This is a genomic window from Achromobacter sp. UBA2119 (assembly GCF_002331005.1).
In the GTDB taxonomy this organism is placed as follows: domain Bacteria; phylum Pseudomonadota; class Gammaproteobacteria; order Burkholderiales; family Burkholderiaceae_B; genus Achromobacter; species Achromobacter animicus.
In genome coordinates, this window is the sequence record NZ_DCYD01000002.1 from 302,915 (window position 1) to 329,478 (window position 26,564).

The 26,564-nt window shown below is 63.2% G+C and carries 21 protein-coding genes; 12 read left to right on the forward strand and 9 right to left on the reverse strand.

Annotated features, from left to right (window positions below; genetic code table 11):
* Positions 1–105 precede the first annotated feature (105 nt).
* The 3 genes from folD to B3098_RS01635 are packed head-to-tail and all read right to left on the reverse strand — an operon-like array spanning position 106 to position 3,331.
* The gene (gene folD / locus B3098_RS01625) at positions 106–957 is read right to left on the reverse strand and encodes a bifunctional methylenetetrahydrofolate dehydrogenase/methenyltetrahydrofolate cyclohydrolase FolD (protein WP_175126081.1); all 852 of its coding nucleotides are present in this window, start codon (positions 955–957) and stop codon (positions 106–108) included.
* Complete coding sequence (locus tag B3098_RS01630; RefSeq protein WP_056570132.1) at positions 954–1,580, reverse strand: response regulator transcription factor; 627 nt, start codon at positions 1,578–1,580, stop codon at positions 954–956. The genes folD and B3098_RS01630 overlap by 4 nt, the downstream gene beginning before the upstream one ends.
* On the reverse strand, positions 1,577–3,331 hold the full coding sequence (locus B3098_RS01635) for a PAS domain-containing sensor histidine kinase (RefSeq protein WP_105238467.1): 1,755 nt from the start codon (positions 3,329–3,331) through the stop codon (positions 1,577–1,579). Before B3098_RS01635 ends, B3098_RS01630 begins: the two co-directional genes overlap by 4 nt.
* Positions 3,332–3,682: 351 nt before the next feature.
* On the opposite strand from B3098_RS01635, the gene aceE reads away from it, so the two are divergent.
* The 3 genes from aceE to lpdA are packed head-to-tail and all read left to right on the forward strand — an operon-like array spanning position 3,683 to position 9,901.
* The gene (gene aceE / locus B3098_RS01640) at positions 3,683–6,391 is read left to right on the forward strand and encodes a pyruvate dehydrogenase (acetyl-transferring), homodimeric type (RefSeq protein ID WP_175138964.1); all 2,709 of its coding nucleotides are present in this window, start codon (positions 3,683–3,685) and stop codon (positions 6,389–6,391) included.
* Between the two features lie 12 nt (positions 6,392–6,403).
* On the forward strand, positions 6,404–8,083 hold the full coding sequence (gene aceF / locus B3098_RS01645) for a dihydrolipoyllysine-residue acetyltransferase (protein ID WP_286890323.1): 1,680 nt from the start codon (positions 6,404–6,406) through the stop codon (positions 8,081–8,083).
* Between the two features lie 12 nt (positions 8,084–8,095).
* Positions 8,096–9,901: a dihydrolipoyl dehydrogenase gene (gene lpdA, locus B3098_RS01650; RefSeq protein ID WP_286890324.1), complete on the forward strand. Its 1,806-nt coding sequence runs from the start codon at positions 8,096–8,098 to the stop codon at positions 9,899–9,901.
* Positions 9,902–10,112: 211 nt separating this feature from the next.
* Here the strand turns inward: lpdA and B3098_RS01655 are convergent, their stop codons facing one another.
* Positions 10,113–11,300, reverse strand: coding sequence for an MFS transporter (locus B3098_RS01655; protein WP_286890325.1), 1,188 nt, complete (start codon positions 11,298–11,300; stop codon positions 10,113–10,115).
* Between the two features lie 109 nt (positions 11,301–11,409).
* On the opposite strand from B3098_RS01655, the gene B3098_RS01660 reads away from it, so the two are divergent.
* Complete coding sequence (locus B3098_RS01660) at positions 11,410–11,913, forward strand: MarR family winged helix-turn-helix transcriptional regulator (protein WP_286890327.1); 504 nt, start codon at positions 11,410–11,412, stop codon at positions 11,911–11,913.
* 177 nt (positions 11,914–12,090) lie between these two features.
* On the opposite strand, the gene B3098_RS01665 is transcribed toward B3098_RS01660, so the two are convergent.
* The 5 genes from B3098_RS01665 to B3098_RS01685 all read right to left on the reverse strand — a co-directional run bounded on the left by B3098_RS01665 (position 12,091) and on the right by B3098_RS01685 (position 18,314).
* Entirely contained in the window at positions 12,091–12,285 is a 195-nt protein-coding gene (locus tag B3098_RS01665; protein WP_175138968.1) for a putative motility protein, read from the reverse strand.
* 204 nt (positions 12,286–12,489) lie between these two features.
* On the reverse strand, positions 12,490–13,374 hold the full coding sequence (locus B3098_RS01670; protein ID WP_286890330.1) for a hypothetical protein: 885 nt from the start codon (positions 13,372–13,374) through the stop codon (positions 12,490–12,492).
* Positions 13,375–13,704: 330 nt separating this feature from the next.
* Positions 13,705–15,495 (reverse strand): flagellin, encoded by a 1,791-nt coding sequence (locus tag B3098_RS01675; protein ID WP_286890332.1) that lies wholly within the window; start codon positions 15,493–15,495, stop codon positions 13,705–13,707.
* A gap of 254 nt (positions 15,496–15,749) precedes the next feature.
* Positions 15,750–17,354, reverse strand: coding sequence for a class I SAM-dependent methyltransferase (locus B3098_RS01680; protein ID WP_286890334.1), 1,605 nt, complete (start codon positions 17,352–17,354; stop codon positions 15,750–15,752).
* 204 nt (positions 17,355–17,558) lie between these two features.
* On the reverse strand, positions 17,559–18,314 hold the full coding sequence (locus B3098_RS01685) for an RNA polymerase sigma factor FliA (protein WP_175186085.1): 756 nt from the start codon (positions 18,312–18,314) through the stop codon (positions 17,559–17,561).
* A gap of 425 nt (positions 18,315–18,739) precedes the next feature.
* On the opposite strand from B3098_RS01685, the gene flhD reads away from it, so the two are divergent.
* The 8 genes from flhD to B3098_RS01725 all read left to right on the forward strand — a co-directional run bounded on the left by flhD (position 18,740) and on the right by B3098_RS01725 (position 26,560).
* Positions 18,740–19,063, forward strand: coding sequence for a flagellar transcriptional regulator FlhD (flhD, locus tag B3098_RS01690; protein WP_046806433.1), 324 nt, complete (start codon positions 18,740–18,742; stop codon positions 19,061–19,063).
* A gap of 33 nt (positions 19,064–19,096) precedes the next feature.
* Entirely contained in the window at positions 19,097–19,675 is a 579-nt protein-coding gene (flhC, locus tag B3098_RS01695; protein ID WP_175126091.1) for a flagellar transcriptional regulator FlhC, read from the forward strand.
* Between the two features lie 116 nt (positions 19,676–19,791).
* On the forward strand, positions 19,792–20,661 hold the full coding sequence (gene motA, locus B3098_RS01700; protein WP_286890337.1) for a flagellar motor stator protein MotA: 870 nt from the start codon (positions 19,792–19,794) through the stop codon (positions 20,659–20,661).
* 11 nt (positions 20,662–20,672) lie between these two features.
* Positions 20,673–21,668 carry a flagellar motor protein MotB gene (motB, locus tag B3098_RS01705; RefSeq protein WP_286890339.1) on the forward strand — a complete coding sequence of 332 codons (996 nt, stop codon included), beginning with the start codon at positions 20,673–20,675 and terminating at the stop codon, positions 21,666–21,668.
* A complete protein-coding gene (locus B3098_RS01710; RefSeq protein ID WP_175126093.1) occupies positions 21,665–22,045 on the forward strand; it encodes a response regulator in 381 nt (126 codons plus the stop codon). The genes motB and B3098_RS01710 overlap by 4 nt, the downstream gene beginning before the upstream one ends.
* Positions 22,046–22,073: 28 nt before the next feature.
* On the forward strand, positions 22,074–24,245 hold the full coding sequence (gene cheA, locus B3098_RS01715; RefSeq protein ID WP_286890342.1) for a chemotaxis protein CheA: 2,172 nt from the start codon (positions 22,074–22,076) through the stop codon (positions 24,243–24,245).
* 17 nt (positions 24,246–24,262) lie between these two features.
* Positions 24,263–24,763: a chemotaxis protein CheW gene (gene cheW / locus B3098_RS01720; RefSeq protein ID WP_129247084.1), complete on the forward strand. Its 501-nt coding sequence runs from the start codon at positions 24,263–24,265 to the stop codon at positions 24,761–24,763.
* A gap of 93 nt (positions 24,764–24,856) precedes the next feature.
* The gene (locus B3098_RS01725; RefSeq protein WP_175139608.1) at positions 24,857–26,560 is read left to right on the forward strand and encodes a methyl-accepting chemotaxis protein; all 1,704 of its coding nucleotides are present in this window, start codon (positions 24,857–24,859) and stop codon (positions 26,558–26,560) included.
* Positions 26,561–26,564 lie beyond the last annotated feature (4 nt).

Here is a 26,564-nt window from a genome sequence, read left to right on the forward strand (position 1 = left end):
CATTGCGGCGGGTGCCTCAATTTGCGGCAGGTGCCTGACACCCTGGAGACACGCATTCACGCTGAAGAGCATCTCCTGCGGGTGTCAGACACCGGGATCTACGCTTTACCCTGCAGCGCGTTCAGCCGCTTCGACCGTATTGACCAGCAGCATGGCGATGGTCATCGGACCCACGCCGCCCGGCACGGGCGTGATCGCGCCGGCCACTTCCTTGGCGGAAGCAAAGTCCACGTCGCCGCACAGCTTGCCGTCGGCGCCGCGGTTGATGCCCACGTCGATGACGACGGCGCCCGGCTTGATCATCGAGCCGTCGATCATGCCGGGCTTGCCGGTGGCGACAACCAGCACGTCGGCGCGGCGGGTCTGGGCCGCCAGGTCGCGCGTCTTGGAGTTGCAGATCGTGATGGTGGCGCCGGCCTGCAGCAGCAGCATGGCCATGGGCTTGCCCACGATGTTGCTGGCGCCGACGATGACGGCCTCAGCGCCGCGCAGCGTCACGCCTTCCGATTCCAGCATCTTCATCACGCCGTACGGCGTGCAGGGACGGAACAGCGGCTGCCCGGTCATGAGCAGGCCCGCGTTGCTGATATGGAAGCCGTCAACGTCCTTCTCGGCCGCGATGGCCTCGATGACCTTGTGGGCATCCATGTGCTTGGGCAGGGGCAACTGCACCAGAATGCCGTGGATGCTGGGATCCTGGTTCAGCACGTCGATGCGGGCCAGCAGTTCGGCCTCGGTCATCTCGGCCGGGTATTGCTCTTTCACGGAATGCAGTCCGGCCTTTTCGCAGGCCGCGACCTTGTTGCGCACATACACCTGCGAGGCGGGGTCCGCGCCGACCAGCACGACGGCCAGGCCGGGGCGGGTGCCTTTTTCGGCCAAAGCCGAAACACGCTGGGCGACTTCTTCGCGAATGCGCTGCGAAAGGGCCGCGCCGTCAATAATCCTTGCGGTCATGCGTGTGCCTCGGGTTTGGCCAAGGCCACTTTCATCAAATCTGCAACGGTGGTCACTTCAAGTTTTTCCATAATGTTGGCGCGGTGCGCCTCGACGGTCTTGATGCTGATGCCCAGGTCGTCGGCGATCTGCTTGTTCAAGCGGCCGGCGACGATGCGCTCCAGCACCTGTTGCTCGCGCGCGGTCAGGCGCGCCAGCATGGCTTCGTGGTCCTTCTGGGCCTGGTGCTTGCTCACGCGCTGCGTGGCCTGCTCCAGCATGCGCGCCACGATTTCGCGCAGGTCGGATTCGTTGAACGGCTTTTCCAGGAAGTCGACGGCGCCTTTCTTCATGGTGGACACCGCCATCGGCACGTCGCCGTGGCCGGTGATGAACACGATGGGCAGCGGCGCGTTGCGGATGATGAGCTGCTCCTGCAGCTCCAGGCCGCTCATGCCGGGCATGCGCACGTCGGCGATCAGCACGCCGATCTGGCTGGCGTCGTAGTCTTCCAGGAAGGACTCGCCGCTGGCGTAGGCGCGAACGCGGTATCCATTGGCTTCCAGCAGCCAGCGCAGCGAATCGCGGACCGCTTCGTCGTCATCGACAATGAATACCGTGCTCGACAGGTGGGGCGTGTTCATGCGTGCAACTCCTCGGACTGATCGTTCTGGGCCTGCGTCTGGGTCGCAGCGCAGGGCAGGGTGAAGCGGAAGATAGTACCGCCGGCGGGATTGGGGTCAGCCCACAGGCGGCCGTGATGCGATTCGATAATGGTACGGCAGATGTTCAGCCCCATGCCCAGGCCCTGCGACTTGGTGCTGAAGAACGGTTCGAACAGGCGCTCGGGTTCGGCCAGGCCGTGGCCGCGGTCCACGACGGCCACCTCGATATGCTGCTCGTGAAGAATTACGGCAACCTTAAGCTCGTCGGACTCGCTCTTTTCCATGGCTTCCAGGCCGTTCTTGAGCAGATTCAGCAAGACCTGTTCGATCAGGATGGGGTCGGCCAGGACGTCGGGCGCGTTGGACGGCACGAAGCTGTCGATGCGGATGCGGCGCTTGCGGGCGTCGATTTCGGCAAAGCCGATGGCGTTGTCGACAATGCGGCCGATGGCGACGCGCTGGCGGCGCGGCTCGCTGCGCTTCACGAATTCGCGGATGCGGCTGATGATCTTGCCGGCGCGCTCGGCCTGGGACGCCGCCTTTTCCAGCGCGGGCAGCAGCATATTGGGACTGGTGTGGCCGGCCTTGACCAGCGCCACCGCGCCCATGCTGTAGTTGGCGATGGCCGTCAGCGGCTGGTTCAGTTCGTGCGCCAGCGACGAGGCCATTTCGCCCATCGTGGTCAGGCGGCTGGTGAGCTGGATCTTTTCCTGCTGCACGCGCGACGCTTCCTCGTGGCCGCGGCGTTCGGTGATGTCGCGCGCCACCTGCATGCGCACGCGGCGGCCGTCCGTCCAGGCCAGCATGCGGTGGTGCACTTCAAACCAGCGCTGCACGGACGGCGCAAAGACTTCGACCGATTCGTCGGTGAAGCGGCCGCGGCGGCCGGCCAGCAGTTCGTCGTGGCCACCGGTCTGCGCGCCGAACACGCGGCGGTACGTGCGGTTGGCGAACAGCAGTTCCAGCCCGTCGTGGGTGTCGGCCGTGACCGAAATAGCGTCGTCCAGGCCTTCCAGCACGGTCATGAAGCGCTCGTGCGCGGCGGTCAGGGCCTCGCGGATGCGCTTGGGCTCGGTGATGTCCGTCATGGACGTCATCCAGCCGATCTGGTTGCCGTTGGGGTCCAGCAACGGGGACACATACATGCGCGCCGTGAAGCGCGAGCCGTCGCGCCGCTGCGCCTCGACTTCCAGGCCGCTGCTGGGGGTCTTGCCCGACATCAGCACGTCCAGCGTGTGCTGGTGTTGTTCGTGGCGGCCCGGCACCCAATACGGGAAGGGCGGGCTGCGGCCGATCAGGTCGGCTTCGTTCCAGCCGATCATCCGGCAGAAGGCGGGGTTCACGTAGGCGATGCGGCCTTCCATGTCGAGCACGCGCATGCCCGTGGACATGGAGTTTTCCATGGCGCGCCGAAAACCCGTTTCGGCAATGAGCGCGGCCTCGGCGGTGGACCGGAAGCGGGTGTAGCGCCACAGCATGAGCAGGCTGATGACAATGACGCAGGACAGCGCCAGCACGACCCAGATCAGGCGTTGCTGACGCAGCTCCTGGTCTATCGTGACAAACATGACGCTGTCGTCATGGATGCGCTGCAGCCAGAAGAACACCGCCATCACACAGATATAGAGGATCAGCACCATGGCGGGCGTGACCCAGTACACCCCGCGCCGCCGGGTGCGGGCGTGGTCGTGGAAAGGCGTGGGTATGTTGGACTTGGGCGCGCTGGACATGGAATTCGGGGCCGGTAGACCGCGCATTTTAGTGCGTGTTGGGAGGGAATTGCCGGGAATCAAGTCCACCATTCGGCCTAGACCGTAAAAAGTATGGCGTTCAGCGATTCAGCTTCCGTTCAACTTTCCGCATTATGAAATGCCGTACCGCAACATGAAATTTTCCTTGCGACCGGTTAATCTTCTTTCTTAGAATGCCGCCTGACAGGAAACCGCCCCTGGCAGGTCCTTTGAACACCCCGACCCCATGCATTGCATGGTAGCCCGGATGATCCCGGCTACCATGCAATGTCCGCGAGTAGATCAATAAGCGGGTGTGTGGTCACGACGAACCCCAACAGGAGACACACGATGTCCTCTAACGCCCAGGCTGGCGCCGTACAGGCCGCCAACGACGAAGACACCCTTGAAACCCAGGAGTGGCTCGAAGCCCTGGCAGCCGTCCTTGATCGCGAAGGACCGCAGCGCGCCCATTACCTGCTGGAACGCCTGATCGACGAAGCCCGTCGCTCCGGCGCTCACATCCCGTTCTCGCCCAATACCGCTTACGTCAATACGATTCCCCCCGGCCTGGAGCCGGCGCACCCGGGCAACCTGGAACTGGAAACGCGCATCCGCTCGTACGTGCGTTGGAACGCCATGGCCATGGTGGTCAAGGCCAACAAGCACAACCCGCCCGATGGCGGCGACCTGGGCGGCCACATCGCGTCGTTCGCCTCGCTGGCCACCATGATCGGCTGCGGCCAGAACCACTTCTGGCACGCTGAAGACGAAGGCCACGGCGGCGACCTGGTCTACTTCCAGGGCCACACCTCGCCCGGCATGTACGGCCGCGCCTACCTTGAAGGCCGCCTGACCGAAGACCAGCTGAACCACTTCCGCCAGGAAGTGGACGGCAAGGGCCTGTCCTCGTACCCGCATCCGAAGCTGATGCCTGACTTCTGGCAGTTCCCCACGGTGTCGATGGGCCTGGGCCCGTTGATGGCCATCTACCAGGCCCGTTTCCTGAAATACCTGCACGCCCGCGGCATCGCCGACACCAGCAACCGCAAGGTCTGGGTGTTCTGCGGCGACGGCGAAATGGACGAACCCGAGTCGCTGGGCGCCATCGCTCTCGCGGCCCGTGAAAAGCTCGACAACCTGATCTTCGTCATCAACTGCAACCTGCAGCGCCTGGACGGCCCGGTGCGCGGCAACGGCAAGATCATCCAGGAACTGGAAGGCGACTTCCGCGGTTCGGGCTGGAACGTCATCAAGCTGATCTGGGGCGGCTACTGGGATCCGCTGCTTGCGCACGACAAGGAAGGCATCCTGCGCCAGATCATGGAAGAAACCGTCGACGGCGAGTACCAGGCGTACAAGGCCAACGACGGCAAGTTCGTCCGCGAACATTTCTTCGGCAAGCACCCCAAGCTGCTGGAAGCCGTGTCGCGCATGAGCGACGAGGACATCTGGCGCCTGAACCGTGGCGGCCATGATCCCCACAAGGTGTACGCGGCCTTCAAGTCGGCCACCGACCACACCGGCCAGCCGACCGTCATCCTGGCCAAGACCATCAAGGGTTACGGCATGGGCCACGTCGGCCAGGCCAAGAACCCGACCCACCAGCAAAAGAAGCTGGAACTGGATTCCATCCGCGAATTCCGCGACCGCTTCGGCATCCCGATCCCGGACGACAAGCTGGCTGATCTGCCGTACTTCAAGCCGGCCGAAGATTCGCCCGAAATGAAGTACCTGCACGAGCGCCGCGCCGCGCTGGGCGGTTACCTGCCGCGCCGCCGCGCCAAGGCCGACGAGCAACTGAAGGCCCCCGCGCTGGACGCCTTCAAGGCCGTGCTGGAGCCGACCGCGGAAGGCCGCGAAATCTCGACCACCCAAGCCTTCGTGCGCATCCTGAACCAGGTGCTGCGCGACAAGGAACTGGGTCCGCGCGTCGTGCCGATCCTGGCTGACGAATCGCGCACCTTCGGCATGGAAGGCCTGTTCCGCCAGATCGGCATCTACGCGCCGGAAGGCCAGAAGTACACCCCGGTCGACAAGGACCAGGTCATGTACTACAAGGAAGCGGCCGACGGCCAGCTCCTGCAGGAAGGCATCAACGAAGCGGGCGCGATGAGCTCGTGGATTGCGGCGGCCACGTCGTACTCCTCGAACAACCGCATCATGATCCCGTTCTTCATCTACTACTCGATGTTCGGGTTCCAGCGCATCGGCGACCTGGCCTGGGCTGCCGGCGACATGCAGGCGCGCGGCTTCCTCTTGGGCGGCACTGCCGGCCGCACGACGCTGAACGGCGAAGGCCTGCAGCACGAAGACGGCCACAGCCACATCCTGGCCTCGACCATCCCGAACTGCGTGTCGTACGACCCGACGTTCGGTCATGAGCTCGCCGTGATCATCCAGCACGGTCTGAAGCGCATGGTGGAAGACCAGGAAAACGTCTACTACTACCTGACGGTGATGAACGAAAACTACCCGCAGCCCGGTCTGACCAAGGGCGACGAGGAAGGCATCATCAAGGGCATGTACAAGCTCAAGTCGCACGGCAAGGGCAAGAACCGCGTGCAGCTCATGGGTTCGGGCACCATCCTGCGCGAAGTCATGGCCGCCCAGGAACTGCTGGCTGCCGACTGGGATGTCGCTTCCGACCTCTGGAGCGTCACCAGCTTCACCGAGCTGCGCCGCAACGGCCTGGACGCAGAACGCCACAACATGCTGCACCCCGACGAGAAGAAGCCGCAGGTCGCTTACGTCACGGAACAGCTGGCCAAGACGGAAGGCCCGATCATCGCGTCGACCGACTACATGAAGCTCTTTGCGGACCAGATCCGTCCGTTCGTGCCCAAGGGCCGCGAATACAAGGTGCTGGGCACCGATGGTTTCGGCCGCTCGGATTTCCGCGCCAAGCTGCGCGAGCACTTCGAAGTGGATCGCCACTTCGTCGTCGTCGCCGCCCTGCGTGCCCTGGCCGACGAAGGCAAGGTGCCGGTTGCCAAGGTGGCCGAAGCCATCAAGAAGTACGGCATCAATCCGAACAAAGCCAACCCGCAATACGCCTGAGGGTAAAGAGACATGAGCAACATCGTGCAAATCAAGGTTCCCGACATCGGCGACTTCAAGGAAGTGGAAGTCATTGAAGTGCTGGTTGCCGTGGGCGACACGATCAAGGCGGAACAAAGCCTGATCACGGTCGAATCCGACAAGGCCTCGATGGAAATCCCCGCGTCGCAAGGCGGCGTGGTCAAGTCCATCGCCGTGAAGGTCGGCGACAAGGTCGCCGAAGGCGCGGTCGTGCTGGAAGTGGAAGCGGCCGACGCTGGCGCCGCCAAGGAAGAGGCCCCCAAGGCCGAATCCAAACCGGCCGCCAAGGAAGAGCCCAAGCAGGCCGCCGCCGCCACGCCCAAGGCCGAGGCCTCGGCGCCCGCGCCGGCTGCCTCCAGCGGCCCGATCGAGATCGAAGTGCCGGACATCGGCGACTTCAAGGAAGTCGAAGTCATCGAAGTCATGGTCGCGGTCGGCGACACCATCAAGGCCGAGCAAAGCCTGATCACCGTCGAGTCCGACAAGGCCTCGATGGAGATCCCGGCCTCGCAAGGCGGCGTGGTCAAGGAAGTGAAGGTCAAGGTCGGCGACAAGGTCGCCAAGGGCTCGATCGTGGTGGTGGTGGAAGGCGGCGCGCAAGCCGCTGCCGCCCCGGCCGCGAAGTCCGAAGCTGCGCCGGCCCCGGCTGCCAAGCCGGAAGCCAAGGCAGAATCGGCGCCCGCGCAGGCCGCCGCGCCCGCCTCGCGTCCGGCCCCCGCCGCTGCGCTGGAAGACGCCAACCTCAAGCCCGGCCAGTTGCCCCACGCGTCGCCGTCCGTGCGCAAGTTTGCGCGCGAACTGGGCGTGAACCTGTCCAAGGTCAAGGGCACTGGTCCCAAGGAACGCATTACCGCCGACGACGTGCGCGGTTTCGTCAAGCAGGCCCTGTCGGCTGCGCCGGCGGCCGCTGCTGCCGGTGGTTCGGCCGATGGCGCTGCGCTGGGCCTCTTGCCGTGGCCGAAGGTCGATTTCACCAAGTTCGGCCCGATCGAAGCCAAGCCGCTGTCGCGCATCAAGAAGATTTCCGGCGCGAACCTGCACCGCAACTGGGTCATGATCCCGCACGTCACCAACAACGACGAAGCGGACATCACCGACCTGGAAGCGCTGCGCGTCACGCTGAACAAGGAAAATGAGAAGTCGGGCATCAAGGTCACGATGCTGGCCTTCCTGATCAAGGCCGTGGTCGCGGCCCTGAAGAAATTCCCCGAGTTCAACGCCTCGCTGGACGGCGACAACCTGGTGCTCAAGCAGTACTACCACATCGGCTTTGCGGCCGACACGCCCAACGGGCTGGTGGTGCCGGTGATCCGCGATGCCGACAAGAAGGGCATCCTGCAGATCGCCCAGGAAATGACCGACCTGTCCAAGAAGGCGCGCGACGGCAAGATCTCGCCCGCCGAAATGCAGGGCGGCTGCTTCTCGATCTCGTCGCTCGGCGGCATCGGCGGCACCTCGTTCACGCCCATCATCAACGCGCCTGAAGTCGCGATCCTGGGTGTGTCGCGCTCGTCGCACAAGCCCGTGTGGGACGGCAAGCAATTCGTGCCGCGCCTGATCGTGCCGCTGTCGCTGTCCTACGACCACCGCGTCATCGACGGCGCCGCGGCCGCGCGCTTCAACGCCTATCTGGGTGCGCTGCTGGCCGACTTCCGCCGCATCGCGCTGTAAACGGGGAGCCCTATGAGCAATACCGTTCAAATCAAAGTGCCGGACATCGGCGACTTCAAGGAAGTGGAAGTCATCGAAGTGCTGGTTGCGGTGGGCGACACGATCAAGGCGGAACAGAGCCTGATCACCGTTGAATCCGACAAGGCCTCGATGGAAATCCCCGCGTCGCAAGGCGGCGTGGTCAAGTCCATCGCTGTGAAGGTCGGCGACAAGGTTGCTGAAGGCGCGGTCGTGCTGGAAGTGGAAGCGGCCTCGGGTGCTGACGCTGGCGCCGCCAAGGAAGCGGCTCCCAAAGCTGGGTCCAATGCCGATCCCAAGCCGGCTGCCAAGTCTGAAGCGCCCAAGGCCGAAGCGCCCGCGGCCAAGGCCGCCGCGCCTGCCGCCGCCACCTACAGCGGTTCGGCCGATGGCGAATACGACATGCTGGTGCTGGGCGCGGGCCCCGGCGGCTACTCCGCCGCCTTCCGCGCCGCCGACCTGGGCCTGTCCGTGGTCCTGGTCGAACGCTACAGCACGCTGGGCGGCGTCTGCCTGAACGTGGGCTGCATCCCGGCCAAGGCGCTGCTGCACAACGCCGCCATCATCGACGAAGCCCGCGAACTGGCTGCCCACGGCATCAGCTTCGGCGAGCCCAAGATCGACCTGGACAAGCTGCGTGGCTACAAGGACAGTGTGGTCGCCAAGCTGACCGGCGGCCTGGCCGGCATGGCCAAGGCGCGCAAGGTCACCGTGGTGACGGGCGTGGGCGAATTCGCCGATGCCAACCACCTGACCGTCAAGGGCGCCGACGGCAAGACCCAGACCCTGCGTTTCAAGCAGGCCATCATCGCCGCCGGCAGCCAGTCGGTGAAGCTGCCGTTCCTGCCCCAGGACGAGCGCATCGTCGACTCCACCGGCGCCTTGCTGCTGCGTGAAGTGCCCAAGAAGATGCTGATCATTGGCGGCGGCATCATCGGCCTGGAAATGGGCACGGTGTACTCGACGCTGGGCGCGCGTCTGGACGTGGTGGAAATGCTGGACGGCCTGATGCAGGGCGCCGACCGCGACCTGGTCAAGGTGTGGCAGAAGAAGAACGCCTACCGCTTCGACAACATCATGTTGAAGACCAAGACGGTGGGCGCCGAAGCCAAGAAGGACGGCATCTACGTCACCTTCGAAGGCGAGGGCGCACCCAAGGAACCGCAACGCTACGACCTGGTGCTGCAGGCTGTCGGCCGCAGCCCCAACGGCAAGAAGATCGGCGCCGACAAGGCGGGCATCGCCGTCACCGACCGCGGTTTCATCGAGGTCGACCGCCAGATGCGCACCAACGTGCCGCACATCTACGCCATCGGCGACATCGTCGGCCAACCCATGCTCGCCCACAAGGCCGTGCATGAAGGCCACGTCGCCGCCGAAGCCGCCGCCGGCCAGAAGTCCTTCTTCGACGCACGCGTCATCCCGTCGGTGGCCTACACCGATCCGGAAGTGGCGTGGGTCGGCCTGACCGAAGAAGAAGCCAAGAAGCAGGGCATCAAGATCGAGAAGGGCGTGTTCCCGTGGGCAGCCTCGGGCCGCGCCATCGCCAACGGCCGCGACGAGGGCTTCACCAAGCTCATCTTCGACGCCGAAACGCATCGCATCCTGGGCGGCAGCATCGTGGGCACCCACGCGGGCGACCTGATCAGCGAACTGGCGCTGGCCGTGGAAATGGGCGCCGACGTCGTCGACATCGCCAAGACCATCCACCCGCACCCGACGCTGGGTGAATCGGTGGGCATGGCCGCGGAAGTCGCCGAAGGTGTTTGCACCGACTTGCCGCCGATGAAGAAGAAGTAACGCGTCGCGGCTTGGCCGCGGTTGCAACAAAAAGCGCCGCCCATTTTTAAGGGGCGGCGCTTTTTTATGCGTGTACGTTGTGGATGTGTGCGTTGTTTGCCCGGGCGCTTCTTATGCGAGGGCTGTCTGTGCAAACGCTGTACGTGCCAGCGCCGTGCGTAGGCTGTTAGCGGGGCGGCTGCCTATGTATGGGCGGTGCAGGGGCGCACGATCAGGCGTCGATCCGCCGATAAGACGCGGGCGAAAACCGCAGGGCCAGCGCCAGCAGCATGACGGCACCGGCCAGCATCACGATCCAGGCCTCGGTCAGGCTGGAAAACCGGTCGCGCAGGATGCCCGCCAGCAATGGCATGAAGCTCGCAATCAAGTAGCCGCCGCCTTGCACGAACGCCGCCAGCATTCCCGCTTGTGCCGGATCGTCCAGATGGTCCATCGCTACGATCAGCGACAACGGAAACAGCGCGCCGATTCCGATGCCGAGCAGCAGGCACGCCAGCAGCGCCAACTTGAGCGGGGCAAGGATCAGGCATGTCAGTCCGCAGATCAGAATGGTCAGCACGGCGGCCAGCGGCTTGCGGCGATCCGGAAAGCGGCCGATCCACGCCGACACGGCCAGACCCGCCATCACCTCGGCAAGCGTCAGGCCGCCCAGCAGAAAACCGGCGGCGGAAGGTTCCCACCCGAGGCCGGTGTAGAACGGCGGCAACCACGCCAGCACCAGCGTGTAGGCGCCGGTGCCGATGCCAAAGAACAGCATCAGCTCCCATGCCCGCAGATTGCGCCAGAAGCTGCGTGGTGCCGTGCGAGCCATGCGGTGGCGGGGTGATGACGCGTCGGCGCGATCTTGCGCTGCCTTGAGCCACAATGGCAGCGCCAGCAGCGCGGGCACGCTCCAGAACGCCAATGCGGCGGGCCACCCGAAGCTACCCGCAAGCCCCGCGGCGCTGGCCGCCGCGACGGCCGCGCCCGCCATGATGCCGGTGGTGTACAAGCCAAACACGCGTCCCATGTCATGCGCGAAATTGCGCTTGATAAAGGCGGGCAGCAAGGTCTGCACCAGCGCAATGCCGACGCCCGCCAACACCGCCGTCAACAGCAACCCGTAGGTCTGCGTCCCGACATAGCGCGCGGCGCAAGCAAGGGCCACCAGCGCCATGCCCAGTGCAATCCCGGTGCGTTCATTCAGGTATTTGTTGAGGCGCCCGCCCGCGAGCGCGCAGATCCCCATGACGAACACGGGCAACGTCGTCAGCAGGCTGGCCTGCGTATTGGTCGCGCCGGTGGCCGCCTGGATCATGTCCAGCAACGGCCCGATGGCCGCCAGCGCGGGCCGCAGATTCAACGCCACGGCCACGATGGCGACGATGGCAAACAAGGGGCGTAACCGCACGCGCGTCATGGATATCTCGACATCAAGTTATTTGATGTCGAAGTATATAGACAGCACGGGGCATTCGGCAACGGGATATCATGGCTACCAACTTAAATAGCTTCATGTAGAGACAACCATGAATGACCGTGCACGGCGCGCGCAGGAAGAGTGGCAGCGCGAACGTCCTGACATCGACGCCAACGTGATGGCGCTGGTCGGGCGACTGCTGCAAGCCACGCATCTGCTGGAGCGCAACTGGTTCCTGCCGCTGGCAGCACAGTTCGAATTGCACCAAGGCGGGTTCGACGTCATCGCCACGTTGAGGCGGTCAGGCAATCCGTACGCCATGACACCCACTGATCTGCACGAGGGCCTGATGCTGTCGTCAGGCGCGATGACGAGCCGGCTGGATCGTCTTGAACGAAAAGGCCTCATCGAACGTGTGCCGTCGCCGAACGACCGGCGCAGCACGCTGGTGCGGCTTACGCCAGCGGGCCTGGCGCTCATCGACAAGCTGCTGCCGCTGCATGTGGCGAATGAACAGCAGGCGATGGCTGCATTGACGCAAAAGGAACAGGCGCAGCTGGATGGATTGCTGGCGAAGCTGATTGCGGGGTTGGAGCGTAAGCCGGCGGGTTGAGCGGGCGGCGGCGGCTCCGGCGCAGGTTTCGCAAGCCATACAGAGGCCGGCATCCCTCGCGCGGTGCGCTTCTCAGATGTGGCCCTGACCCGACGAACAGCCGTCCAATTGAAAAGCCGCCCGTGGGCGGCTTATCTGCCTTGATTCCGTTGCGGTTGATCGCCGCGCGGTTTGAATTCAGGCGTGGGTGTTGACGCGCGAACCCAGCGTGCCGTCGATTGCCAGCACCGGCAGCGATTGCAGCAGCGTGGCGACCGAGTCGGCTTGCGCGTTGATCGCCTTCTTCGTCACCGATGCCTGCACTTCCATCATGAGGTTCGCGTCGCGCAAGGCCAGGGCGGAATTGACGGTGTTGTTGACGGAAGCATCCATGGTCTAGGTGTCCTGGTGATGTGAGGCCGGATCAATGGCCGAAGCAAGTCGCATTATGGGGCACGCCAATCGAATGATGCAAAACATTTCGCAATGATCGCGAGGCGCAGTGCATTGTGGCGGGGGATCGTGGCGAGCATGTGACAGGTAAGGTCTTTGCTCGCTACGGCGGCATCGGCCTGTGCCAGTTGCGGTCATGGCCGGCTACGGCTGCGCCGGGCATTCCTTCACTTTGCCCCAGCCTTGATTGGGTTCGCAGTACTGCTTGCGGGCGGCCCACGCGCATTCGGGACGTTCGAAGAAGCCCAGTTCCGCGCATTGCGCGAGTTCGCCGTCCAATACAGCAACCCACGCCATGGGATCCGGCGCGGGAATCTCGGTGATGCGCAGTGTGGACTGCGGCGCGGCCGGGGCGGGTTCTGCCGAAGAAACCGGCGCAGGGACGCGTTCAGGGGTGGCGGAACTGCCTCGTTCTGATGGCGCAGTGATGGAGGGCGCGGCGTCGGCTGCGGGCGGCGTTGCGGGTTTGGGATCGGGTTCGATCGATGTCGAATCGGCGGGTTCCATGGATGACGACGGGGACTCGGAAGGCCGTTCCGATTGCGCGCCGCCCGATTCTGATGCGCCACCATTGGCGGCAGCATCCACACCCGACGACAAGGGCGGCTGCGGCGTCAGCGGTACGCGCACCGGACTGGCGGCCGTCGTTCCCGACGTCGCGCTATTCGGTGAGTTCCACGACACCACGAGCAACACCAGGGCGCCATAGATGGCGAGGGTATAAACCACGGTCACCGTAGCGCATCCGAGGCGCCGGCGCGTGATGGGTTCACCCTCGTCGCGGCCTAACAGGCCTCGCCACCCCACAAGCGCCGCTCCCGGCGCTGATATCAACCACCAGCACAAACGCTTGAACCATCCGGGCTCGTTGCGGGGCAGGGATGCCTGCACCTGCGCAGCCAGCAATTCCCGCAAGGCGCGGTTTTCTTCGCGCAGACGCATGGTCTGCGAGTCCGCAGGCCCCTGGTCGTCTGGATCCGGCGTGCTGTCGTGCTGCGTAGCGAGTGGATCGGGAGGCGTGGCGGTCATGGGTGAAAAATATGGATACAAAGGCGTGCGGTCGCAATTATGCGCGATGGACTGATGGAGGCAATGAGGGAATAGGGCCGGAAAAAGGCGGCTTCGCGTGAGATCGGCGATCCGAGCGGCGGTGCGCGGGGGGATGCCTCGGCGCCTGGTATGACGAGCGTTCTCGCGTGCCACCACTGCGCATGGGGGAAGAATCCGCGACCTGAAAAGAAACAAGCCGGCGTGAGCCGGCTTGTCTGTTCGACCAGGTGCGAAGCACCCGGTGCGAGGAAGGCGGGCAGGGAGGTCTTGCGACCAGATCCTGCCCAACCGTCGGGCGTTGCGGCGTGATTAACGCAGCAGCGACAGAACGGTTTGCGGCACTTGGTTGGCTTGCGCCAGAACCGAGGTGCCAGCCTGTTGCAGGATCTGAGCCTTGGACATGTTCGACACTTCCGTGGCGTAGTCGGCGTCTTGAATACGCGAACGAGCCGAGGACAGGTTGTTCACGACGTTGTTCAGGTTGGCGATCGTCGATTCCAGACGGTTCTGCACGGCACCGAGTTCGCCGGTCAGCTTGTCGAGCTTGGTGAAGGCGGCGTCCAGGGTCTTCATGGGATCGGTGGTCTTGCCGCCAGCGCTCTCCGTTTCGAAGGTCATCTTGCCCTTCGAATCAATCTTCAGTTCCTTGCCGATCATGTCGGCGTTAGGATCCTTGCCCTGAGCAGTGCTGGTGCCGGCAGTCGACTTGTAAGTATCACCCCCGGCGATCGCATTCACTTTGCCGGTAAGTTGGTCGAATTGGAAGCGTTGGACGGTCTTTTCGACAGTCGTCAACTCGCCTTTACCGTCGACGTGGAGAAGGTTGACGTTCCCCCCTTCGGTTTGGCTGATCGCTCCGCCAGCTGCGACGGCAAGGGTTGCGGATTGGATGCCGGAACCCATCGTGATCGTGGCGGCGCCGGCACCAAGGGCGGTCAGCACTTGTTCGGTCGTCGCGGTGGTTTGATAAGCAATGTCAGCGACCTCGTTTTGGCCCTTGTACGTCGTTCCGCCGACGCTCAGTTCGACGCCAGAACGATCAATCTCGTCGTTGGCCCCAACTGCCGATTCCGGAGCGCCATCGTCCATGAAGCCGGTGACGTCCGTCACGGTCGCTTGGTTCCAGGTGCCGCCATTATCGGTAGCGGACAGGTTGCCACCCGTGGCGTCCCAATAGAGCGCATTGCCGCTCGTATCCGTGATCTTGCCTTCCGACGAGATTTTGATGTCAACGGTCTGCGAGGTATTTTTGTACGTCGCATTTACCGGAGTGGAGCCGATCTTATCGGTAATGGCGGATGCCACCGTGGAATCATCGCTGACCTTGGTGTACGTGAAATTGCCGGCCGCGGCGTTGTACGTGTATTTCGTGCCACCAGTGGTCAGCGTGATGTTATCGCCATCCTTGAACTTGCCCAGGACGTCGGCAGTAGTGGCCTTGGTGTTCTTGGTGGTTACTTCATACTGATTGGCCGGCAGATCAGTCGTACCGTCGACTTCCTTCGTGCTGACGTTAGGACCGGTCAGATCATTAATGTTTGCCGAACGGTTCTGCGTCACGCCCGAACCATTCACGTTGAAGCCTTCCAGGCCCAGCGTCTTTGCGCTGATTTCTGTCAGATTCAGGGTGATCGTTTCGCCATCATTTGCGCCAACTTGCAGCGTCAGCGGCTTGGCGGAGTCGGACAGGACCTTCACGCCGTTGAAGTCGGTTTGTTCCGAGATACGGTTGATGTCCGACAGGCGCTGGTTGATTTCGTCCTGCATCGAATCCAGCTGTTCTTGCGAGTAGCTGCCGTTCGATGCTTGCACGCTCAGTTCGCGGATGCGCTGCAGGTGGGTGTTGACTTCGGAGGCGGCGCCTTCGGTCGTCTGGGCCAGCGAGATGCCATCGTTGGCGTTACGAGCGGCTTGGGTCAGACCCTTGACGTTCGCGGTGAAGCGGTTGGCAATGGCCATACCGGCGGCGTCGTCCTTGGCGCTGTTGATGCGCAGGCCCGACGACAGGCGTTCAATGGCGGTACCCAGGGCGGATTGCGACTTGTTCAGGTTGTTCTGAGCAACGAGCGACAAGTAGTTGGTATTGATGACTGCAGCCATGTTTAGGCTCCCAAGAAAGAAAGGCTTCTTCAAACCGGGCAGCTAGGCCGCCCAAACTGTAACGGTGAGGTAGCTACGATCTTGCTGAATCTCTTCCGTTGCCAGGATAACGACAGGGCCTAAACATTCTTTAGGGCAAATTTTTGGATTCCGTGATTATTTGCCTTTTCACTGCAGGTTCCGAGTTCGGGCGCCGCGGGGCGTCGTATTGAGTGAGCGCCGCGACATCCGAAGCCATGCGGCCCAGATGAAAACTAAACCAGGAGGCCTTGGTTGCGCAGGGCGGTGAGGGCGTCGGCCACCAGCTTCTGTGCCACCGGATCCAGGTTGCGGACCCGTTTGAGCGATTTGCCGGACGGGGGCGACACCTGGCCGCTTGCGAGCGCGTCGCGCAGGCGGGTGCGCAAATCGGCAACAGACGCCTTGCCGTCAATCTGCCGGACGACAAACTGGCTCGTTTCGTCCAAGGGCAATTGCGTGCGGTGGTGCCAGAGGTTGTAAAGACCGACGGGCAGCGCGCCATTGGCCGTCAAATGTTTCAGGCGCTCGATGCCCGGAATCCATGTGGGCTTGGCGGCTATTGCTGAATAGCCAATCTCTTCATGCCGATACTCGAGCGCACCCGCGTTCAAGATGACGACGAGATGATTCAGCACCAGGTCTTCCAGTTGTTCGGGGGAGAGGGACTTTTTCGCCTTGGGGCGTATGGCTTCCAGCAGATCTGCAAAAGGCAGTGCATGGGGCCAGGCTTGTCGCAGGGCATCCGCCAACGCGACAAAGGAGGATTCGCTGGTGGTGATGCCTGCTCCCCGCACGCTTTGAAAACGGCGCTCCTTGGATGCCGCACCGGCAGGCCGGGCCACCGGTTCCAACCGCGCTCCAAAGCGCATATTCTTGAACGCATTGGCTTCTGGAACGCGCAAGATGGCGTCCGCCCGCTCGGCATGCACCAGCAGGCTCTTGCGGAATTGCCTTCCGACGGCAAAGTCCAGGTACTGCTCTCGCATTTCCCGGGGAGCATCCGCGGACAGCGCATTATGCAGGATAGCGACATTGCCGCCATAGTTGGACGCAATGGTGGATTGCGGCTCGGAATCGGCCAGATACGCAAGGCCCGCCTGCTGGGCCGCGGCGGCGAACTCCAGGAAGTAGCAAGGTGAATTGACCGCTTCCAGATGCTCGTGCATCAGGTAGTAGTCGGACTGCTTCCGGAGCTGCTGTACAGCCTGCTGCAAGGCGCTGCGAAGGGGGTTGCCCTGGGACAGTCCGTGTTCCAGCATGCCGAGCACGTCCTTGGCGCGGGTCAGGCGCTCTTGCGGCGTCTGCGCGCCATAGCTGTTCAGGATCATGGCGTCCCGGACCACATCCGATGCTTTCCAGCCGGGATACGTGTTGTAGCTGATATAGGCAATGCCTTCAGGCGCCAGGTTTTCCCGGCAAACGCGCAGAATCGCCTCGCGGACCTCCGGCGGCACCCAACTGAATACGCCATGCGCAATGATGTAGTCGAATTGCCCAAGGTCCTTGGTGATGTCCGTGATGCTCATTGCACGCAATTCAAGGTTCCGCAACCCCATTGCCTTGACGACGGCTTGTCCGGATTCGATTTGCTGCGTGGACAGGTCAATGCCCAATGCGTGCGCGTTCGGGTGAGCGACCGCAAACGGAAGCAGATTGCCCCCAGCGGCACATCCCAGTTCCAGCACCCTGGCGTTTTCCACGGCGGGCGCACTCAGGCCGTAGAGTGCGGCGACGGCACGCAAGTGGCCGGGCGCCGTCAACGCGAACGCATTGGATTCGTAGGGAGTGTCGTCGTACGCGTCTGCAATTGCTTGCACGAGCTCAGTGTTTTGGGTCATCAGAGATTCCAAGGCATGGATGAGGCTGCGCTTGACGCGCCAGCCCGAATGGCTAAACGGGAGCGTGGCGGTAGCCTAACAGTGGGCCTGTGCGTCAATTAGCTGAAATAACGCCAATTTTTCGGCGTTTTGGCGGTGAGGACGACTGGCTGTCGTCACACGCGTGAGGCTGGGGCTGCGGCAAGTATTGCTTGCCGCGTCAATTCAAATAATCTGCGCGATCTGCCCCTCCTGGGGCAATTCCTGCCAAGCCTGATCCTTCAACCGAGCCCGGATCCGCGCCGTCGCCTGCGACCGCAGCTGGCACACCCGCGCCTCGGTCACATTCATGATCGCGCCGATTTCCTTCAGATTCAGCCCCTGCTCGTAACACAGCGACAGCAGCAGCTTTTCCCGATCGGGCAGGGCGTCAATGGCGTGCACCAACGCCTGCCGGAAATCCCCGGCCAAGAGCGAATCCAGCGGATTGCCGCTGGGCGCGCCGTGATTCAGCGTGGCGGACCAGTCGGCCTGCCCCGACGCCGAATCGGGCTCGGTGGTGAAGTCTTCGTAATGAACGATCTGCACGCCTTGCGCGTCGTGCAGCAGCGACTGGTATTCATCCAGCGGCAGCTCAAGTTGAGCCGCGATCTCGGCCTCGGTCGGCGCGCGCATCAAACGCTGTTCCAGAAACTGGATCGCCTGTTCAATCTTGCGGGCTTTCGTGCGCACGCTGCGCGGCAGCCAGTCCTGGCCGCGAAGCTCGTCGAGCATCGCGCCACGGATACGCGTCGTGGCGTAGGTCTCGAATTGTGCGTCTGCGGTTTCCTGATAGCGGCGGACGGCATCGAGCAGGCCGATCATGCCGGCTTGTATCAAGTCGTCGAGTTCGACGCTGGCGGGAAGCCGGGCGAGCAATTGCAAAGCCAGCTTCCGAACTAGCGGCGCGTATTCGACCAGGCTGTCATCTGCGTGGGGCATTGCGGGAATTCTGGCGGAGTCCATCGTGAAGCGCGGTCGTGTTGCCAATTTGCGACATTGTCGACAAGCGCGGCTACGGTAACGCGGGCGAATCTTAAGAGTCGCTAAGTTGGCATTGTCGGCAATGGGGCGCCGTTCATTTCAGGAAGTACGCAACGTTTTGAATGCTTATTTGGCAAATTGGCGAAAATTTGTCACGAACTTGTATGTCAAGGTGTGTCTAGAAAGGCACGTTGCGCAACATCAACAAAGATTTGTCATAAAAGTCATAGAAAATGACATTACCTGTGGTAAATTTTACTTAATTTGCGAACAAATGATACATTTCGCATAAAAACAGGATGCAACAAGCAGTCAGGTAACAATCGTTGCCTGCGCTATGAGTAATCAAGCCCCTCGGGTGGGATAGGGATAGGGAGTACGGCGTGCAACAAGTCGAAAATTCTTTGCTGGCAGACATTCGCGAAGTGAATCTGTCATATCTGTTACTGGCTCAGCGTATGTTGCGGGACGATTTCGCCGCCTCGATGTTCCGTCTGGGTTTCAGCAACGAAGTCGCTGACATTCTCATGCGCCTTTCGCCGGCGCAGTTGGTGAAACTGGCCAGCTCCAGCTCGCTGCTGTGCCGTTTCCGCTTTGATGATTACAGCCTGCTGTCCGCGCTGACTCACGACGTTCTGGGTGGTGCGCTGCAACAAGCGCATGCAACCATCCTGCTCGCCAAGCAGCCTGTCGAAGAACTGGCCTGACGGCCTCGCGAATTCCACTCGGATACACCTGTAATGGCCTCCAAGAGCGTTTCCCAGGAAGCGGACGACATTCTGCTTGCTAGCTCCATGATTACGCTGGGCGCGCGCCTTCAGGTGCTTGAGGCTGAAACAAGCCTCAGCCATGATCGCCTCGCCCGCCTGTATCGCGAAATCCGCGGCTGCTCGCCACCCAAGGGCATGCTGCCTTTTTCGGTTGACTGGTTCATGACCTGGCTGCCGAATATTCATTCCTCTCTCTTCTATAACGTGTATTCGTTCCTGAATACGCGCACCACCAGCAAGGGCATACGCGCCACCATCGATGCGTATCGCCTGTATCTCGAAAACGCGGGGCAGGAAACCGCGGATGCCGAGCCCGTCCTGAGCTTTACCCGGGCGTGGATGCTGGTGCGATTCTTCGACAGCGGCATGTTGCAGCTTTCTGCATGCCGGCAGTGCGGCGGCCATTTCATCGCCCACGCCCACGATCCGCAGTCCGATTTCGTGTGCGCCATCTGCCGTCCGCCACCTCGCGCCGGCAAGACCCGCGCGGCGGCCAAAGCACGCGCCGGCAGCCGTTCAGCCCCCATTGCGACCGCCGCTCCGACCTGATCGGGCGTCCAAATACATCAAAAGCCCTGGAAAACTCCCCCTAACCCGCCTTTTTGGGGCAGGGGGGACAGGGGATCATTGACGCAAGTTATAGACTTCGTTGGCAGGGGCCCGTTGTGTTGATTGTTATCGGTTTTCTTGTGGTGATCGTGTCGGTCGTCGGCAGCTTCGTAGGGCTGGGCGGCCACTTGGGCGCGCTTTACCAGCCTTTCGAGCTGACGCTGATCTTCGGCGCGGCGTTTGGGGCGTTCCTGGCGGGCAATAGCAAGAAATCGCTGATGCTGGTCAAGAAGGCGCTTCCCGACGCGCTCAAGAGCTCGCGCTACGGCAAGGACGTGTACATGGAGCTGATGGCGCTCCTGTATGTGCTGCTGAACAAGGCGCGCCGCGAAGGCCTGATGGCCATTGAATCGCATATCGAGGATCCGGGCTCCAGCCCGATCTTCAGCGAGTATCCCCGTATCGCCAAAGACGAGAAGCTCATGGAGTTCATCACGGACTACCTGCGCATCATGATCAGCGGCAACATGAGCTCATTCGAAATCGAAACGCTCATGGACGAGGAAATCGAGACCTATCGCCATGAAAGGCAGGTTCCGGCCCATGCGCTGCAGCAGATGGCCGACGGTCTGCCTGCATTCGGTATCGTCGCCGCGGTGCTGGGTGTGATCAAGGCGCTGGCCGCCGTGGATCAGCCGCCCGCCATTCTGGGTGACCTGATCTCCAAGGCGATGGTCGGCACGTTCCTGGGTATTTTGCTGGCGTATGGCTTTGTGGGTCCGCTGGCCTCCCGCGTGGAGCGGCGCACCGATGAAGCCATGAAGGTGCTCGAATGCATCAAGACGACGCTGCTGGCCAGCATGAACGGTTACCCGCCCCAGCTCGCGGTGGAATTCGGCCGCAAGGTGCTGTTCTCGGCGGTCCGGCCCACCTTCGGTGAGCTGGAAGAGCACGTCCGCCAGACCAAGTCGACCGGCAAGGCCTGACGGAGCGGGCCATGAGCACGGTAAATAATCACCGTGTGGTGATCCGCCGCAAGAAGGTCAAGGGCGGCGGGCACCACGGGGGCAGCTGGAAGATCGCGTACGCCGACTTCATCACGGCAATGATGGCGTTCTTCCTGGTGATGTGGCTGGTCAGCATCGTGCCGAAGGAAGAGCTGAAGGGCATCGCGGAATATTTCCGCATGCCGCTGCGCGTCGCCATCACGGGCGGGCCCAGCAGTTCGGCGGAAACGAGCGCCGTGCCGGGCGGCGGGCAGGACCCGCTGCGCAGCGAGGGCGACGTGCGCCGCGGCCAGGGCAACCGGGTCGAGTCCCAGCCGATGGGCGACGCCGAGCGCCGCGAGCAGCATCGCCTTGAAAACCTCAAGAAGCGCCTCGAAAACGTCATCGAGACGAGCCCGGTCCTGAAATCCTTCCGGCCGCAGCTCCTGATCGATCTGACGACCGAAGGCCTGCGCATCCAGATCATCGACAACCAGAACCGCCCGATGTTCGCGACCGGTCGCGCCGAAGTGCAGCCGTACATGCGCGACATCCTGCGCGAGCTGGGACCGGTGCTGAACGAATTGCCCAACAAGGTCAGCATCTCGGGTCATACCGACGCGTCGCAGTATGCGCGCGGCGAACGCGCCTATAGCAACTGGGAGCTGTCGGCCGACCGCGCGAACGCCTCGCGCCAGGAATTGGTGGCGGGCGGCATGAACGAAAGCAAGGTCATGCGCATCCAGGGTCTGTCTTCCAGCATGAGTCTGGTTAAAGATGATCCGTATGCAGCCGTTAATAGACGCATCAGCCTGGTGGTGCTCAACCAAAGCACCCAGAAGCGCATCGAAAGCGAGAACGCCGCAGCCGCGGATTTGAGCGCCAAGGATGCGCGCGAGGTGGGGACGGCCGTGCAGGCGGTGCAAGCCGTCAGCCAGGCCGCAACGGCAACCAAGCAGGGCGAGGCGGAGAACACCCCGCCCGCTGAAGGGGTTCGACAACAATGACGGCAACGATACTCGTGGCGGATGATTCCACGACCATGCGGATGATCGTGCAGGCGACGCTGACCGGCGCAGGCTGGAACGTGTTGACGGCTTGCAACGGCCAGGAAGCGCTGGAGGTGGCGATGGCCAACCCGGTGGATCTGGTCGTCAGCGACTGGAACATGCCGGTGAAGGGCGGTCTGGAGTTGATCCAGGGGTTGCGCGAAGAGGACCGGTACATGGATGTGCCGGTGCTGGTGCTGACCACCGAGGACGACGTGGACAGCAAGATGGCAGCCCGGGATCTGGGTGTTTGCGGCTGGCTTTCCAAGCCGGTGGATCCCGATGTGCTGGTGGAATTGGCGACCGAGCTGCTCGACGAGCAGGCCGGCGCGTAGCAGGTTCATTTAGAAAGGCGTACGGGTCATGAGTTCTGGTTTGGACCTCAGTCAGTTTTACGAGACCTTTTTCGACGAGGCGGACGAGCTGCTCGCGCAAATGGAGCAGCTGTTGCTCGAGCTCGATGTGGGCGCGCCCGACATCGAGCAGCTCAACGCCATTTTCCGCGCGGCGCATTCGATCAAGGGCGGTGCGGCGACGTTCGGCTGTTTCAACCAGCTGGCGGGCACGACCCATCTGCTTGAGAACCTTCTGGACGCGATCCGGCGTGGCGAAATGGCGCTGCGCACGGACATGATTGATATTTTCTTGGAAACGAAAGACGTGCTCAAAAGCCAACTGGATGCCTATCGGGCCTCCGAAGAGCCCGATGATGCCGTGTTTGAGCGTATTTGCGCCGTATTGAGGCAGCTTGCGCTGGAGCATAAGGATCCCGCCGCGGCCGCCGCGCCCGCGCCCGCTGCGCCTGCGCCTGCACCCGCTGCCGCGCCGGTCGCGGCCCCGGCTCCCGCACCCGTGCAGCAGGCGCCCGCGCCCGTCGCACCGGTCGAAGCCGCCGCGCCGGCCGCCGCCACCAGCGAGCAAGCCGGCGGCCTGCCGCTGCGTGTGCGCATCACCAAGGTTTCCGACAAGGATGCCGCGTCCCTGCTCGAAGAGATGGGCAACCTGGGCACCGTCAAGGCGAGCGAACGCGCCAATGGCGTGCTGACGGTCTGGGTCGACAGCACTTGCACGCCGGAAGACATCGAGGCCGTGTGCTGCTTCATCGTCGACGGCGACCAACTGAACATAGCCCGCGAGGCAGCGCCGGCAAGCGGCGACGCCGCGCCCGTGGCCGCCGAGGCGGCGCCTGCCGCGCAAGCAGCGCCGGTTGCCGCGCCGGCCGCGGCCCCGGCTGCGCCGGAAGCGCCCGCTGCCGACGTTGCAGCGGCAGCCGACGCTGCCGCGCCGGCCGCCCGTGCCGCCGCCCGACCGGCCGCTTCCGCCGCCGCCCATGCAGACAAGGAATCGACCTCGATCCGCGTCGGCGTTGAAAAAGTCGACCAGGTCATCAACCTGGTGGGCGAGCTGGTCATCACGCAAGCCATGCTGGCGCAGACCGCCTCCACGCTGGATCCGGTGCTGCACGATCGCCTGCTGAACGGCATGGAGCAGTTGGAGCGCAATGCGCGCGACCTGCAGGAAGCCGTCATGTCGATCCGCATGATGCCGATGGATTACGTGTTCAGCCGCTTCCCGCGGCTGGTGCGCGATATCGCCGGCAAGATGGGCAAGCAGATCGAATTGCAAACGTACGGCCGCGCGACCGAGCTGGACAAGAGCCTGATCGAACGCATCATCGACCCGCTGACCCACCTGGTGCGCAACAGCCTGGACCACGGCATCGAAACGCCCGAAAAGCGTATCGCCGCCGGCAAGGATCCGGTTGGCCAGCTGGTGCTGTCCGCGCAGCACAACGGCGGCAACATCGTCATCGAAGTCAGCGACGACGGTGGTGGCCTGAACCGCGAAAAGATTTTGAAGAAGGCCATGGCGCAAGGCCTCGCCGTCAACGAAAACTCGCCCGACGACGAGATCTGGCAGCTGATTTTCGCGCCCGGTTTCTCCACGGCCGAAAAGGTCACGGACATTTCCGGCCGCGGCGTGGGCATGGACGTCGTGCGCCGGAACATCCAGGACATGGGCGGCCACGTGCAGCTGTCGTGCGAGCCGGGCAACGGCACCACGACCCGCATCGTGCTGCCGCTGACCCTGGCCATTCTGGACGGCATGTCGGTGCGCGTCGGTGAAGAAACCTTCATCCTGCCGCTGAACCACGTCACCGAATCGCTGCAGCCCACCAACGACCAGATCTACTCAGTTGCCGGCAACGAGCGCGTCATGCACGTGCGTGGCGAATACCTGCCGCTGGTCGAGATGCATCGCGTGTTCTCGGTGGGCGAGGCCCAGACCGATCCCACGCAGGCGATCGCCGTCATCATGCAGGCCGAGGACCGGCGCTTTGCGCTGCTGGTCGATCACCTGATCGGACAGCATCAGGTGGTGGTCAAGAATCTGGAATCGAATTACCGCAAGGTCCCGGGCATTTCCGCCGCCACCATTCTTGGCGATGGCAGCGTGGCCCTGATTGTCGACGTATTTGCGCTCGCGCGCGCCAACCGGGAGCGCTGGTCGCAGCCCGAAGCCGTTCTGAATTGATGGAGCACTAAAAAATCATGGCAGCCAAACCGCAAGCGCAAGCCGCGCGCAATGAAGATGTCGGCAGCGAGTTCCTGGTCTTCACGCTGGGCGACGAGGAATACGGGATCGACATCCTGAAGGTGCAGGAAATCCGCGGCTACGACGCCGACACGGTCACCCGCATCGCAAACGTCCCGCCGTTCATCAAGGGCGTGACGAACCTGCGCGGCATCATCGTGCCGATCGTCGACCTGCGCATCAAGTTCAACCTGGGCCGCGTCGACTACAACGAGCAGACCGTCGTCATCATCCTCAACCTCGACCGCCGCGTCGTCGGCATCGTGGTGGACGGGGTGTCGGACGTGCTGATGCTCAACTCGGGCCAGGTTCGTCCGGCGCCCGAGTTCGGCGCCACGCTGTCGACCGAGTACCTGACGGGCCTGGGCACCGTGGATGAGCGCATGCTGATCCTGGTGGACATCGAAAAGCTGATGACCAGCGACGAAATGGCGCTGGTGGAGAAGGTCGCCTCCTGATCGGAGTCTGGCCGGAATGCGGGGTAAAGGCGCCATATTGATCGCGATGTGGCGCTTTCCTTTAACGATTGCAGTCAAGGGATGGTTCTTGTGATGCGCAAGTTTTTCGCGAACATGACGATACGCAGCAGCCTGTTGTGGGTGCTGGCGTTCTTCTCATTCATGTTGGTGATTGGTGCCGCGCTGGGCGTGTTGTCGTTGCGCATCAGCAATGGGACGCTGGCCGAGATCAAGCAATCGCAGGAATTGAACGACGCCGTCAACCGCGTCGTGCTGAGCCACAAGGACACGCTGAACGGCCTGGCCCGTGCCGCGACCCTGAACTATGCGGACATCGTGCGCTCCGTCGGTCAGCCGACCCTGCTGGCGCAAGGTCTGTCCAGCGAGGCCGCCGGCCTGCTCGAGCGCGCCAAGGCGTCGCTGAACAAGGGCCAGGCCGAGTTCGATTTCTTCAAGACCCTGCCACGGCCGGCAGAAGCCGCCGAGGCCCTGAAGGAAATCGACGACTCCTATGCGGCGCTGGTGCAGCAGGGTGTCGCACCGTTGGTCGCCGCGCTGGAAAAGGCCGACATGCCGGCTTACCAGACGCAGATCCAAAAGGTGCAGGACGCGCTGGAAGGCCGCTTTGCGCGCGCCGTCGAAGGCTTTGACTTCTGGCGCGCCAGCAAGATGACGGACGCGTTCGAAGTGGCGCAAGTGCGCTACCAGTTTGTGCTGATGGCCGTCAGCGCCGGCGGCATCATCGCGGCGCTGCTGGTGTTCGCTACCTACGTCTTCCTGCGCCGCCGCGTGCTGCAGCCGCTGAAGGAAGCCGGCCACCATTTCGACCGCATTGCCGGCGGCGACCTGACGGCGCGCGTGGAAGCCAGCAACACCAATGAAATCGGCCAGCTGTTCGCGGCGCTCAAGCGCATGCAGGAAAGTCTGACCCGCACGGTGGCCTCGGTGCGCCGCGGCGTCGATGAAATCAACGTGGGCTCGCATGAGATCGCGGCGGGCAACACGGACCTGTCCAGCCGCACGGAGCAGCAGGCCGCTTCGCTGGAAGAGACCGCCGCCTCGATGGAAGAGCTGGCGTCGACCGTCAAGCAGAACGCGGACAACGCCCGCCAGGCCAACCAGCTGGCTGCCAGCGCGTCGGACGTGGCCGAACGCGGCGGCGCGGCGGTGTCGGAAGTGGTGCACACCATGGAAGGCATCTCGGCCAGCTCGCGCAAGATCTCGGAAATCGTGTCGGTGATCGACGGCATCGCATTCCAGACGAACATCCTGGCGCTGAACGCCGCGGTGGAAGCCGCGCGTGCCGGTGAGCAGGGCAAGGGCTTTGCGGTGGTGGCGGGCGAAGTGCGTTCGCTGGCGCAGCGCAGCGCCCAAGCTGCCAAGGAAATCAAGGGCCTGATCGAAGACTCCGTGACCAAGGTGGGCGCGGGTTCGCAGCAGGTCGAACGCGCCGGCTCCACGATGCAGGAAATCGTGGCCTCGGTGAAGCGCGTGACGGACATCATGGGCGAGATCTCGGCAGCGTCCGAAGAACAATCCAGCGGCATCGACCAGGTGAACCGGGCCGTGTCGCAGATGGACGAAGTGACGCAACAGAACGCGGCGCTGGTGGAAGAGGCGGCTGCCGCCGCAGGCTCGCTGCAGGAACAGGCGCAGCGCCTGGCCGAAGCGGTGGCCGTGTTCAAGATCAATACGGGCGAGGTCATCGAAGTGCCGGCGCATCGGCTGTCATCGGTGCACGCCACCTATGACGACGCCCGCCTGCATGCGCCCGATGCGCCTGCTCTGGGACGCTGAGGAT

Coding starts and splice junctions, on each gene's coding strand:
- B3098_RS01655 (WP_286890325.1), bottom strand. CDS start 11,300: ATGACGCGCGTGCGGTTACGCCCCTTGTTTGCCATCGTCGCCATCGTG.
- B3098_RS01660 (WP_286890327.1), top strand. CDS start 11,410: ATGAATGACCGTGCACGGCGCGCGCAGGAAGAGTGGCAGCGCGAACGT.
- B3098_RS01665 (WP_175138968.1), bottom strand. CDS start 12,285: ATGGATGCTTCCGTCAACAACACCGTCAATTCCGCCCTGGCCTTGCGC.
- folD (WP_175126081.1), bottom strand. CDS start 957: ATGACCGCAAGGATTATTGACGGCGCGGCCCTTTCGCAGCGCATTCGC.
- lpdA (WP_286890324.1), top strand. CDS start 8,096: ATGAGCAATACCGTTCAAATCAAAGTGCCGGACATCGGCGACTTCAAG.
- cheW (WP_129247084.1), top strand. CDS start 24,263: ATGGCAGCCAAACCGCAAGCGCAAGCCGCGCGCAATGAAGATGTCGGC.
- B3098_RS01685 (WP_175186085.1), bottom strand. CDS start 18,314: ATGCCCCACGCAGATGACAGCCTGGTCGAATACGCGCCGCTAGTTCGG.
- B3098_RS01675 (WP_286890332.1), bottom strand. CDS start 15,495: ATGGCTGCAGTCATCAATACCAACTACTTGTCGCTCGTTGCTCAGAAC.
- B3098_RS01630 (WP_056570132.1), bottom strand. CDS start 1,580: ATGAACACGCCCCACCTGTCGAGCACGGTATTCATTGTCGATGACGAC.
- B3098_RS01680 (WP_286890334.1), bottom strand. CDS start 17,354: ATGACCCAAAACACTGAGCTCGTGCAAGCAATTGCAGACGCGTACGAC.
- cheA (WP_286890342.1), top strand. CDS start 22,074: ATGAGTTCTGGTTTGGACCTCAGTCAGTTTTACGAGACCTTTTTCGAC.
- B3098_RS01635 (WP_105238467.1), bottom strand. CDS start 3,331: ATGTCCAGCGCGCCCAAGTCCAACATACCCACGCCTTTCCACGACCAC.
- motB (WP_286890339.1), top strand. CDS start 20,673: ATGAGCACGGTAAATAATCACCGTGTGGTGATCCGCCGCAAGAAGGTC.
- B3098_RS01710 (WP_175126093.1), top strand. CDS start 21,665: ATGACGGCAACGATACTCGTGGCGGATGATTCCACGACCATGCGGATG.
- B3098_RS01725 (WP_175139608.1), top strand. CDS start 24,857: ATGCGCAAGTTTTTCGCGAACATGACGATACGCAGCAGCCTGTTGTGG.
- aceF (WP_286890323.1), top strand. CDS start 6,404: ATGAGCAACATCGTGCAAATCAAGGTTCCCGACATCGGCGACTTCAAG.
- B3098_RS01670 (WP_286890330.1), bottom strand. CDS start 13,374: ATGACCGCCACGCCTCCCGATCCACTCGCTACGCAGCACGACAGCACG.
- aceE (WP_175138964.1), top strand. CDS start 3,683: ATGTCCTCTAACGCCCAGGCTGGCGCCGTACAGGCCGCCAACGACGAA.
- flhC (WP_175126091.1), top strand. CDS start 19,097: ATGGCCTCCAAGAGCGTTTCCCAGGAAGCGGACGACATTCTGCTTGCT.